Below are 11237 nucleotides of genomic sequence, written 5' to 3'. Positions count from 1 at the left end.
AATATATGAATTCCATGATTGGCTCGGACGAGTTGATGCCCGACGTGCAAAGTTCCCAGGACTTGCGTCATATACCAATTGAACGCGTAGGAATCAGACGTGTAAAACATCCCATGCTGGTGCAGGCTGCTGATGGTTCAGTGCAGCCCACCATTGCTGAATGGACACTTACCGTATTTTTACCCGAAGACGAAAAAGGGACACATATGTCCCGCTTCGTGGCGCTGCTTGAGCGCTATCGCTCACAAGCCATGACTATTGAGCTTTTCAAGGACATGGCTCGCGAGATGCTGCCTTTGTTGCATGCTGAAAAAGGTGATCTGACCGTTTCTTTCCCGTATTTTATTAACAAGAGTGCACCGGTTTCAGGCGTTGAAAGCCTGATGGATTACCAAGTGACCTGGTTTGCGGTTGCCCGTGGCAATGAGGTCGAGTTCGAATTTAATGTGGTTGTGCCGGTCATGAGTCTGTGTCCGTGCTCTAAAGCCATTTCCGCTTATGGTGCCCACAACCAGCGCTCACACATTACCGTTCAGCTGGTTGCAGATAGTGCGTATACGATGGAATCGGTCATTAAAACCGTTGAAAAACAGGCTTCCTGCGAATTGTGGGGCTTGTTGAAACGCCCGGATGAAAAGTATGTCACTGAACACTCTTACGATAATCCCAAGTTCGTTGAAGACCTGATTCGTGACGTGGCAGCCAATATCCGGAAAATTCCCCAGCTCAGGCGCTATAAAATCGAAGCTGAAAACTTTGAATCCATTCATAATCATTCGGCTTACGCAGTAATCGAAGGATGATGATCGCACTTTGTTGCGGGTTTGCGACAAAGTGTGGGTGGCCTTTTCAGGTATTTAAAAACAGAACGAAATCTGAATAATTTTTTGTTTGTTTTTAAGAATTATGTTATATTTAACGGTTTCTTGCTCGACTTATGCTTTGTGGCGGGTTTAATTTGGTGTTTTTGAATTGAATCGGGTGGCAAAAGCATGGGCGGGCTGTCAGTTGCCATTTATGTTAATGGCAAGATATCCTTAAGGAGTTATTATGCGTCACTACGAAGTAGTGTTTATCGTGCACCCGGACCAAAGTGAACAGGTCCCTGCAATGATCGAACGTTATCAAGCTTTGGTAACGGGCAACAATGGTGTTGTCCACCGTCTTGAAGACTGGGGTCGTCGTCAGTTGGCATACCCAATTCAAAAACTGGTTAAAGCCCATTACGTGTGTATGAACATCGAGTGCAACCAGGAAACGCTTGACGAGCTGGAACACTCTTTCCGCTACAACGATGCTGTTTTACGCAACCTGGTTATCAAAACCAGTAAAGCGCACACAGATGCATCTATCATGATGAAATCTGTCGAGCGTGAAGAAGCGCGTAAAGCAACTGCCGAGTCATCTGCAGAGCAGGATAGCGAAGAGTAATCAGCTGGTTATTGTTTGTGAACCAGGTTCAATTGCAGGCCAGGCTACTGGAGGTCAAGCCGTTAAGGCATACACCGGCGGGCTTGCCGGCACTGGATCTTGTGCTTCAGCATCAATCGGAAATCATTGAAGCTTCACATCCACGCATGATTGAGTTGATCATTCATGCAAGAGTACTCGGAGAAACCGCTATGGTGATGTCGGGTCTTGCATTGGGAAGTGAAGTGCGTGTCAAGGGCTTTTTGGCTCAGGCGCGTAAAAATTCCGGACGTGTCATTCTGCATATCCAGAGCGTCCAGTTTCCATCAAATGCTGTTGCAATGGTTCACCCTACTGTCTGAAATACTTAAGTTCAGGGCATAAAGCTCTTTTATGAATTCGAGGCCCAGGCCTCACACACGAATAAAGGCACAAATCATGGCTTTCATGAAAAAAGGCAAGGACAAACGCAGCAAATTCACGCAGCAAAATCCATTGTTCAAACGTCGTAAATTCTGCCGCTTTACAGCAGCAGGTGTTGAAGAAGTCGATTACAAAGATGTCGATACACTGCGCGACTTCATTACAGAAACTGGCAAAATCATTCCTGCCCGTTTAACAGGTACAAAAGCAAACTACCAGCGCCAGCTTGATACAGCTATCAAGCGTGCCCGTTTCCTGGCTTTGCTTCCATACACTGACAACCACAAATAATTAAGGATTATTAATCATGCAAGTTATTTTGCTAGAAAAAATCGGCAATTTGGGTAACCTGGGTGAGGTTGTTCGTGTTCGTGACGGTTACGCACGCAATTTCCTGATCCCTCAGAAAAAAGCCCGCCGCGCGACAGAAGCCGCATTGAAAGAGTTCGAGGCACGTCGTGCAGAACTGGAAAAAGCACAGGCTGAAAAACTGGCAGCTGCACAAGCTGTTTGTGAAAAACTGAACGGTTTTGTCCTGACCATCAACCAGAAAGCCGGTGTGGACGGTCGTCTGTTCGGTTCTGTTACCAACATGGATATTGCTGCCGCCCTGGTTGCTGCCGGTTTTGAGTCTGTTGAGAAACAACAGGTTCGTTTGCTGGATGGTGCCCTGAAAGCTGTTGGAGAGTATCCTGTTCAGGTTCACCTGCATGCAGACGTTAATGCTGAAATCACCGTTGCAGTTCAAGGTGATATGGCTTAACAGACAGCTTTTTAAAACTGTCAAGCTTGTAAAAGCCGGCAATAGCCGGCTTTTTTACGTATATACTTGGAGGTTGCATCGGATAATATTATCCTTGTATTTATTATCCTTGTATTTTGCATCTTCTTTCTTTACGCGCAAGCTTTGCGCGCATCGTTCAACACGTCCCATATTGTAAACAGCATGAATGTAGTCGACCCTCAAATTGAATCACTTCGCCTGCCTCCTCATTCCATAGAGGCCGAGCAGTCGGTGCTGGGTGGTTTGTTATTGGATAACTCGGCACTTGAGTATATTTCGGATATTCTGAGTGAAGATGATTTTTATCGTCATGATCATCGTGTCATTTGGCGTCATGTCTGTAAAATCATAAACCTGGACAGGCCGGCAGACGTCGTCACTATTTACGAATCCCTGGAAACCGAAGGCAAGGCAGAGGAAATAGGTGGTCTGGCTTATCTGAATGCCTTGGCCCAGAATACGCCTTCGGCTGCCAATATTCGGCGTTATGCGGAAATTGTCCGCGAACGGGCCATGTTGCGAAAACTGGTTAGTATTGCCGATGAAATTGCCTCCGAGGCCCTGAACCCCAAAGGCAAGGAAGCGCGTCAGTTACTGGATGAGGCAGAGGCCCGGATTTTCAAGATCGCTCAAGAGGGTACCCGCAGCGAGAATGATTTCCATGAAATGAGCAAGTTGCTGATTGATGTGGTGGATCGGATCGATGAACTGGCACATCGCGACAATGTCTCGGATGTGACGGGTGTACCGACCGGATTTGTGGATCTTGATCGGAAAACCTCTGGCATGCACCCCGGCGATCTCATTATTGTTGCGGGCCGTCCATCCATGGGTAAAACCTCGTTTTCCATGAATATTGGTGAGCACGTGGCTATTGACCAGGGCTTGCCGGTGGCGGTTTTTTCCATGGAAATGGGCGCGGTTCAGCTGGCGGCCCGTATGCTGGGCTCGGTGGGGCGTCTTGATCAGCAACGTATGCGTACCGGGCGCCTGCTGGACGATGACTGGCCAAAAATCACCCATGCCATGCAGTTGATGCAAAATGCGCAGATTTTCATCGATGAAACGCCAGGCTTGAACCCCATTGATCTTCGTGCCCGTGCCCGACGGCTTACCCGTAAATGCGGCCAACTGGGCGTAATTATTATCGACTACCTGCAGTTGATGTCAGGCAGCGGCAGTGGTGGCAAGAACGAAAACAGGACAGCTGAAATTTCTGAAATCAGTCGCTCTTTGAAGGGGCTGGCACGTGAGCTGAACTGTCCGGTGATTGCGTTGTCCCAGCTTAACCGCAGTCTTGAACAGCGAACCAATAAACGACCCATCATGAGTGACCTGCGTGAATCAGGAGCGATTGAGCAGGATGCCGATTTAATTCTGTTTATCTATCGTGATGAGGTTTATCACCCGGAAACCCCGGATAAGGGGACGGCCGAGATCATTATTGGCAAGCAGCGGAATGGACCTATCGGTACCGTGAAAATGACCTTTGCCGGTGAAAGCACCAAGTTTCTTAATTATATGGGTTCCGGTGACAGCTTTATTGCGGATTAAGCCTGCCTGAAATATGGGTGGCAGCAGAATTGGGTACCCATAATAAAACCTGCGAACGAAAGATCGCAGGTTTTATTTTTATACCACAATAATAATTCAGGGGTGCAATTATTTCCTATAGTGCATCGCTGGCGTAGTCGGCCAGGCGTGAGCGCTCACCTTTTTGCAGGGTGACATGCCCTGAATGGGACCATCCTTTAAAGCGGTCCACCACATAGGTCAGTCCTGAACTGCCTTCGGTTAAATAAGGGGTGTCAATTTGGGCGATATTACCCAGGCACACAATCTTGGTGCCAGGACCTGCCCGCGTAATGAGGGTTTTCATTTGTTTGGGTGTCAGGTTCTGGGCCTCATCAATAATGAGAAATTTATTCAGGAAAGTGCGTCCACGCATGAAGTTAAGCGATTTGACCTTGATATGCGATTTGATGAATTCTTTGCTGGCGCTGCGATCCCAGTCACCGGCTTCTGTGTGAATGCCGGAATTCAGGAATTCCAGGTTGTCTTCAAGGGCGCCCATCCAGGGTTGCATTTTTTCTTCTTCAGTTCCGGGCAAAAAGCCAATGTCTTCACCCACGGGAACAGTGACCCTGGTCATGATGATTTCGCTATAACGTTTTGTTTCAAGTACCTGTGTAAGCCCTGATGCCAATGCAAGAAGTGTTTTTCCTGTGCCTGCCTGGCCCAGAAGAGAAACAAAATCACAGTCGGGATTCATGAGCAGATTGAGGGCAAAGTTCTGTTCACGATTGCGTGCCGTGACTCCCCAGACATTATTCTTTTTATGCGTGTAGTCGCGCAAAGTGGCTAACACAGCGGTTTTACCGCTCACTTCCTTGACTTGTGCATATAAAGGGGTGTCGCCTTCAAGATATACAAATTCATTGATAATGAATTCGGGGCACAGCGGCCCTTTGATCTTGTAGTAGGTGGTGCCTCCTTGCATCCAGGATTCCACATCTTTACCATGCCGAGACCAGAAGTTGGCCGGCAATTGCATAATGCCATCGTACAGCAGGTCTGAGTCTTCAAGTGAGTGGTCGTTCAGGTAGTCCTCGGCTTCCATGCCAAGGGCGCGTGCCTTCAGACGCATGTTGATGTCTTTGGAGACCAGAATGACCTGTCGTTTGGGGTGTTGCTTTTGCAGGGTTTGCACGACACTCAGGATCATATTGTCAGCCTTGCCGGTGGGCAGGCTGATGCCCAGATCGCTTTCCATGTTTGAAGTCTGGAACAGCAGCAGGCCGGTTGCATCCTTATTGCCCAAGACATCCAGCCTCATGCCATGCAGGATATCGTCGGTTTCGGCCGCCAGGGCATCCAGGGAGCGGCTGACCTGCCGGGCATTACGGGCAACTTCAGTCATGCCTTTTTTATGATGATCCAGCTCTTCGAGGGTCATCATGGGCAGGAAAATATCGTGCTCCTGAAAACGGAACAGCGAAGAGGGGTCGTGTAACAATACATTGGTATCGAGTACAAACAGTTTTTTGGTTTCCGTAGTGGCGGTGTTTGTTGTTTTGCGGGTTGTTTTTTTTGTCGCCTGGTTTTTTGTTGCCGTGGTTTTGGTGGTGCCTGGCGCGGCTTGTTTGCTTTCCACGCTTTCGCTCACGCTCTTGGTTGCAGTTTTACCGGCGGCGGTTGTGGTGGCCGGGCGTGAGGTTTTTGCTGCTTGGGCAACATCAGCCACGACTTCGGTTGCCGCAGCCGTGGCCTTGGTGGCACTGGCTTTGGGGCGTGCACGGGCTGCCGTGGCGGTTGCCCTGGGTTTGGGTGTGGCGATGGTGCTAATATCAATCGTATCGGCAGGTTTCGTAGGCAACTTGGGTAGTGGCATTCGTTATACTCTTGTTCCGGGTTTGCCTGCATGCACAGGCATGCAGTAAATGGGTTGGCTTAGTGGGTGGCAATGTCCTTGACGGCTTCAAGTACCATGTCGGCATGGCCGGGTACTTTCAGGCCGCGCCACGCCTGCACCAGAATTCCCTGGCTGTTGATCAGGAAGGTGCTGCGTTCAATGCCCCTGACCTGTTTGCCATACATGTTCTTCAGTTTCATGACACCAAATTGCGTACATAATTGCTCTTCAGGATCGGCAATCAGGGGGAAGGGCAATTCATGTTTGTTACTGAAATTGGTGTGTGTTTTCAGGGAGTCGCGTGAAACACCAATAATTTCCGTATTCAACGCCTGGAACTGCTCATATCGGTCACGAAAGTCCTGGGCTTCAACGGTGCATCCGGGCGTGTTGTCTTTCGGGTAAAAATACAGGACGACATTTTTGCCCTTGAGTGCATTCAGGTCAATGGGCCCCAGATGGCTTTCCGCCTTGAATGCCGGTGCTTTTTCTCCCACAACGGGTAAATCACTCATTCAATTATTTCCTTTGTCTTCGTTCAACATTAGTGCGACGGCAACATTGCGTCCTTCTGACATTAACACATTATAGGTGCGTGCTGCAGCCTGTGAATCCATGCATTCAATGCCAATTCCGGCTTTTAATAAGGGAGCCAGTATTTGGGGTGAAATAAACACCTGTTTTGCACCGGTTCCAACAAGCAGGATATCAGGGGCATTATCATAAGAGGCAGGGGCGTTATCGTCCAGAAAATCCAGGGCACTGGCGTGTTTGGCAGTCACACCGGCAGCCAGTTCCAGCAACTCGGTCGTGATGTCCGAAACTTTTGTGACCGGCCAGGTGTTTATTGGACCCTCGGGTTTGAAACAGATGGCGTTTTCATAGCGGATATCGTTAACATCAATATGATTGTCACCATATCGCGTAACGGTATTCAAAGCAGAGCGTTCAACTTTCTGTAATTGCACTTTTTCTCCTTATGCGTACTAATCATATTCTATCTATATTTCATGTTTGTGATGGCTGGACGGACATCATGGCAATTGAATGCCTGTTATGTGATTATCGATCTATTCCTGCATTAAAATGGAAAAAAGATGTTTTTATACAAATTTTTACCTAACCGCCCAAAACTATTTGATCATGCAGTTCATATGCGCTAGATTAATAGGTTTTATTGCGTTTTATTTATTTTTGTTTAAAAAGGTGTTGGCCATGAGGCATTTTCCACGTATAGAGCGACTTCCTCCGTATGTTTTCAATATCACCGGAGAGCTTAAAATGGCGGCGCGCCGGCGTGGCGAAGATATTATCGATATGTCCATGGGTAACCCGGACGGCCCCACTCCCGAGCACATTGTCAAGAAAATGGTAGAGGCGGCCGAACGACCCAATACGCATGGTTATTCGGTTTCCAAGGGGATTCCGCGTTTGCGCAAGGCCATCACCGACTGGTATTTACATCGCTATCAAATTTCTTTTGATCCCGACAAGGAAGCGATTGTCACTATTGGTTCCAAAGAGGGTCTGGCACATTTAATGCTGGCGACTCTTGATCGTGGCGATACCGTTCTTGTGCCCAACCCCAGTTATCCCATTCATATTTATGGTGCGGTCATTGCGGGTGCCAATATCCGCTCCGTGCCCATGACACCCGGCACCGACTTCTTTGAGGAAATCGAAAAGGCGGTGCGTGAATCCATTCCCAAGCCCAAAATGATGATTCTGGGCTTTCCCAGCAACCCAACCGCACAATGCGTGGATTTGCCGTTTTTTGAGCGCGTGGTAAAGCTGGCCAAGGAGCATGACATTATTGTTGTGCACGACCTGGCTTATGCCGATATTACTTTCGATGGCTATGTGGCACCCTCCATTATGCAGGTGCCTGGTGCCAAAGACGTGGCAGTAGAGTTCTTTACCATGAGTAAAAGCTATAACATGGCCGGCTGGCGTATTGGATTCATGGTGGGTAATGAGGAAATTGTCAGTGCCCTGGCACGTATGAAAAGTTACCATGATTATGGTACTTTCACACCCATCCAGGTGGGTGCCATTGCCGCGCTTGAAGGTCCCCAGGACTGTGTCAAGGAAGTGGTTGCCCAGTATCAGAAGCGTCGTGATGTTTTATGCAAGGGCTTGCATGAGGCTGGCTGGATGGTTGAAGTTCCCAAGGCCTCCATGTATATATGGGCCGAGATCCCCGAGCCTTATAAGCACTTGGGTTCACTGGAATTCTCCAAAAAATTGCTGGCCGAGGCCAAAGTGGCGGTTTCTCCCGGTATCGGTTTTGGTGAGTATGGTGACAACTACGTCCGTTTTGCCCTGATCGAAAATGAGCAACGCACTCGCCAGGCTATACGCGGTATCAAGGACATGTTCAGGAAGGACGGGTATCTCAAATGAATTTAAAGCCAATTAAGGTAGGCCTGCTGGGCTTTGGTGTAGTGGGCGGTGGGACCTATTCAGTGTTAACCCGTAATGCTGAAGAAATTGCCCGTCGTGCCGGTCGCGATATTGAAGTCGTGCGTGTGGCTACCCGCACACCCTCCAAGGCAAAAGCCGTCTTTGGCGAAGCTTTGCCGGTTGATGATGATCTGATGGGGTTGGTTAGCGATCCCGAGATTGATATTGTGGTTGAGCTGATTGGTGGCGAAACCCTGGCACGTGAGCTGGTCATGCAGGCCATTGCCAATGGCAAGCACGTGGTAACAGCCAACAAGGCATTGCTGGCCATGCACGGCAATGAAATTTTTGCCGCAGCCAGCAAGAAGGGTGTCATGGTTGCCTTTGAAGCGGCCGTGGCTGGTGGGGTTCCCATCGTCAAGGCGATTCGTGAGGGCTTAACCGCCAACCGTATCCAGTGGGTGGCCGGTATTATCAATGGCACCACCAATTTCATTCTTAGTGAAATGCGCCAGCGTGGCTTGCCCTTTGAAACCGTCCTGTCCGAGGCGCAACGCCTGGGTTACGCCGAAGCCGATCCCACCTTCGATGTGGAAGGGATCGATGCCGCACATAAATTGACTTTGCTGGCCTCTTTGGCATTTGGTATCCGCATTCAATTTGACAAGGCCTACGTGGAAGGCATTACCGCACTGAAGCAGGAAGATATCAGCCATGCCGAGCGCCTGGGGTATCGCATCAAGCTGTTGGGCATTGCCAAGCGTCGTCCCAATGGCATCGAGCTGCGGGTGCATCCAACCCTGGTGCCTGCCACCAAACTGATTGCCAATGTGGAAGGCGCCATGAATGCGGTGCTGGTCAAGGGTGATGCCATTGGCGAAACCCTGTATTACGGTGCCGGTGCCGGTGCCGAGCCAACGGCATCTGCGGTTGTGGCGGATTTGGTTGATGTTACCCGCATGCATACCTCCGATCCTGAAAACCGGGTGCCGCATTTGGCTTTCCAGCCCAATGCATTGGCCGATTTTGATATTCTTCCCATTGCTGAAATCAGGACTTCTTATTATTTGCGGTTTACCGTTGAAGACCGTCCTGGCGTGCTGGCTGATCTGACTCGTATCCTGGCAGATAAATCCATCTCCATCAACTCCATGGTGCAGGAGCAAAAAGGAGAGGGCAGTGCGGCCATTATTATCCTTACGCATGAAGCGCGCGAGGGCAATGTGGTTGACGCCATTCGCATGATTGAAAACCTTGGCTTTGTCCATTCTTCTGTAACTCGTATCCGACTGGAAAATCTATCATGAGATATGTTTCTACCCGTGGTGGGATGGCAGCCCTTCCTTTTTCTGAAATCCTGCTAGAGGGTCTGGCCCGTGACGGTGGTCTGGCCATGCCAGAAAGTCTGCCCCAGGTAAGCCGTGAAACGCTTGCTTCCTGGCGACATCTTTCCTATGCAGACCTGGCTACCCAGGTGCTGAAACTGTTTATCACCGATATTCCTGAAGAGGACCTGTCCAGGCTGACTCACGCGGCCTATAACAGCCAGGTGTTTAGCAGTGAAGCTATTGTCCCGCTCAAGCCACTTGCCAATGGAATGACATTGATCGGTCTTTCTGAAGGCCCCACTTTGGCTTTCAAGGATATGGCCATGCAGTTTCTGGGTCAGGTGTTTGAATATGTGCTGGCGCGTAAAAACACCACCATCAATATTCTGGGTGCCACCTCTGGTGATACGGGCTCTGCGGCTGAATATGCTTTGCGCGGCAAAAAAGGGATCTCGGTTTTCATGTTGTCCCCCTATGGGCGGATGAGTGATTTTCAGCGTGCGCAGATGTATTCCCTGCAAGACGAAAATATCCATAATCTGTCCGTGCGTGGTGTTTTTGATGATTGCCAGGATATCGTCAAAGTGTTGGCCTCAGACCTTGAATTCAAGGAAAAGTATCATCTTGGTGCAGTAAACTCCATTAACTGGGCCCGTATTTCGGCACAGGTGGTTTATTATTTCTGGGCCTGGCTGCGTGCCACCAGCCAGGATGACCAACAGGTTTCCTTTGCGGTGCCTTCCGGTAATTTCGGTAATATCCTTTCGGGGCACATTGCCCGCAGTATGGGTTTGCCAGTACGTCGTCTGGTGCTGGCCACCAATGAAAACAATGTTCTCGAAGAATTTTTCCGAACCGGAGTGTACAAGCCCCGTTCTGCCGAGCAAACCTTTGCCACTTCCAGCCCATCCATGGATATTTCCAAAGCCTCCAATTTCGAGCGTTTTGTTTATGATCTCGTCGGTCAGGATGCCAGCAAGGTCAAGGGCTTGTGGGAATCTCTCGAGCGTAACGGTTCATTTGACCTGAGCGATCTTAAACCCCTGTTTGAAGATAAATTCGGCTTTGTGGGTGGTCAAAGTTCTCATGCAGATCGTCTGCAAACCATTAAAACGGTTTACGAGCAGGAAGGTGTGCTGATCGATCCGCATACGGCTGATGCCGTAAAAGTGGCCCGTCAGTACCAGGAAGAAGGTATTCCCATGTTGGTTCTTGAAACAGCCCTGCCGGCCAAGTTCAGTGAGACCATTCAGGAGGCGATTGGCCAGCCGGCACCGGTTCCCGAGCACCTGAAAGGATTGGCTGACTTGCCGCAGAAAGTCACTGTCATGGACTGTAATGTTGAACTGGTTCGTTCATATATTCAGGAACATGTACAGTTGTAAGTTATATTTCAGGGGCACTTCGGTGCCCTTGTTTATCTGTGCTCTCATTTCTGCATATCAGCAAGCTGTACCCTCATTAATATCGTTCATTC

The 11237-nt window shown here is 49.3% G+C and carries 12 protein-coding genes; 9 read left to right on the top strand and 3 right to left on the bottom strand.

Translation table 11 applies throughout. The features are described 5' to 3' along the window. The first annotated feature begins 5 nt into the window (after positions 1-5). The 6 genes from folE2 to KU392_RS06355 all read left to right on the top strand — a co-directional run bounded on the left by folE2 (position 6) and on the right by KU392_RS06355 (position 4171). Positions 6-803: a GTP cyclohydrolase FolE2 gene (gene folE2, locus KU392_RS06380; protein WP_169295057.1), complete on the top strand. Its 798-nt coding sequence runs from the start codon at positions 6-8 to the stop codon at positions 801-803. Positions 804-1050: 247 nt separating this feature from the next. Further along, a complete protein-coding gene (rpsF, locus tag KU392_RS06375) occupies positions 1051-1431 on the top strand; it encodes a 30S ribosomal protein S6 (protein ID WP_169295056.1) in 381 nt (126 codons plus the stop codon). Between the two features lie 17 nt (positions 1432-1448). After that, a complete protein-coding gene (gene priB, locus KU392_RS06370; protein ID WP_169295055.1) occupies positions 1449-1772 on the top strand; it encodes a primosomal replication protein N in 324 nt (107 codons plus the stop codon). Between the two features lie 76 nt (positions 1773-1848). Beyond that, positions 1849-2124, top strand: coding sequence for a 30S ribosomal protein S18 (rpsR, locus tag KU392_RS06365; RefSeq protein WP_169295054.1), 276 nt, complete (start codon positions 1849-1851; stop codon positions 2122-2124). Positions 2125-2140: 16 nt separating this feature from the next. Continuing rightward, the gene (gene rplI, locus KU392_RS06360; protein WP_169295053.1) at positions 2141-2596 is read left to right on the top strand and encodes a 50S ribosomal protein L9; all 456 of its coding nucleotides are present in this window, start codon (positions 2141-2143) and stop codon (positions 2594-2596) included. A 183-nt stretch (positions 2597-2779) separates the two neighbouring features. Then, complete coding sequence (locus KU392_RS06355; protein WP_169295052.1) at positions 2780-4171, top strand: replicative DNA helicase; 1392 nt, start codon at positions 2780-2782, stop codon at positions 4169-4171. 115 nt (positions 4172-4286) lie between these two features. Here KU392_RS06355 and KU392_RS06350 read toward each other — a convergent pair whose 3' ends face one another. The 3 genes from KU392_RS06350 to KU392_RS06340 are packed head-to-tail and all read right to left on the bottom strand — an operon-like array spanning position 4287 to position 6997. Then, positions 4287-6008, bottom strand: coding sequence for a PhoH family protein (locus KU392_RS06350; protein ID WP_217734906.1), 1722 nt, complete (start codon positions 6006-6008; stop codon positions 4287-4289). A 59-nt stretch (positions 6009-6067) separates the two neighbouring features. Further along, a complete protein-coding gene (locus KU392_RS06345; protein WP_169295050.1) occupies positions 6068-6544 on the bottom strand; it encodes a peroxiredoxin in 477 nt (158 codons plus the stop codon). Then, positions 6545-6997, bottom strand: a complete 453-nt coding sequence (locus tag KU392_RS06340) for an Mth938-like domain-containing protein (protein ID WP_217734905.1) — start codon at positions 6995-6997, stop codon at positions 6545-6547. 247 nt (positions 6998-7244) lie between these two features. On the opposite strand from KU392_RS06340, the gene alaC reads away from it, so the two are divergent. The 3 genes from alaC to thrC are packed head-to-tail and all read left to right on the top strand — an operon-like array spanning position 7245 to position 11145. Then, the gene (gene alaC, locus KU392_RS06335) at positions 7245-8432 is read left to right on the top strand and encodes an alanine transaminase (RefSeq protein ID WP_169295048.1); all 1188 of its coding nucleotides are present in this window, start codon (positions 7245-7247) and stop codon (positions 8430-8432) included. Continuing rightward, complete coding sequence (locus KU392_RS06330; protein ID WP_169295047.1) at positions 8429-9739, top strand: homoserine dehydrogenase; 1311 nt, start codon at positions 8429-8431, stop codon at positions 9737-9739. Before alaC ends, KU392_RS06330 begins: the two co-directional genes overlap by 4 nt. Continuing rightward, complete coding sequence (gene thrC / locus KU392_RS06325; RefSeq protein ID WP_217734904.1) at positions 9736-11145, top strand: threonine synthase; 1410 nt, start codon at positions 9736-9738, stop codon at positions 11143-11145. The genes KU392_RS06330 and thrC overlap by 4 nt, the downstream gene beginning before the upstream one ends. Positions 11146-11237 lie beyond the last annotated feature (92 nt).

Origin of the sequence: Advenella alkanexedens (genome assembly GCF_019132845.1) — a bacterium.
GTDB lineage: Bacteria > Pseudomonadota > Gammaproteobacteria > Burkholderiales > Burkholderiaceae_B > Advenella > Advenella alkanexedens.
The sequence above is the reverse complement of the archived record's forward strand: the minus strand, read 5'-3'. Positions and strand labels throughout refer to the sequence as shown.

What these genes read in the sequence shown, in the direction of transcription:
- folE2 (WP_169295057.1), top strand. Translation starts at nt 6, where the DNA reads ATGAATTCCATGATTGGCTCGGACGAGTTGATGCCCGACGTGCAAAGT.
- KU392_RS06330 (WP_169295047.1), top strand. Translation starts at nt 8,429, where the DNA reads ATGAATTTAAAGCCAATTAAGGTAGGCCTGCTGGGCTTTGGTGTAGTG.
- KU392_RS06345 (WP_169295050.1), bottom strand. Translation starts at nt 6,544, where the DNA reads ATGAGTGATTTACCCGTTGTGGGAGAAAAAGCACCGGCATTCAAGGCG.
- KU392_RS06350 (WP_217734906.1), bottom strand. Translation starts at nt 6,008, where the DNA reads ATGCCACTACCCAAGTTGCCTACGAAACCTGCCGATACGATTGATATT.
- rplI (WP_169295053.1), top strand. Translation starts at nt 2,141, where the DNA reads ATGCAAGTTATTTTGCTAGAAAAAATCGGCAATTTGGGTAACCTGGGT.
- KU392_RS06355 (WP_169295052.1), top strand. Translation starts at nt 2,780, where the DNA reads ATGAATGTAGTCGACCCTCAAATTGAATCACTTCGCCTGCCTCCTCAT.
- rpsR (WP_169295054.1), top strand. Translation starts at nt 1,849, where the DNA reads ATGGCTTTCATGAAAAAAGGCAAGGACAAACGCAGCAAATTCACGCAG.
- alaC (WP_169295048.1), top strand. Translation starts at nt 7,245, where the DNA reads ATGAGGCATTTTCCACGTATAGAGCGACTTCCTCCGTATGTTTTCAAT.
- thrC (WP_217734904.1), top strand. Translation starts at nt 9,736, where the DNA reads ATGAGATATGTTTCTACCCGTGGTGGGATGGCAGCCCTTCCTTTTTCT.
- rpsF (WP_169295056.1), top strand. Translation starts at nt 1,051, where the DNA reads ATGCGTCACTACGAAGTAGTGTTTATCGTGCACCCGGACCAAAGTGAA.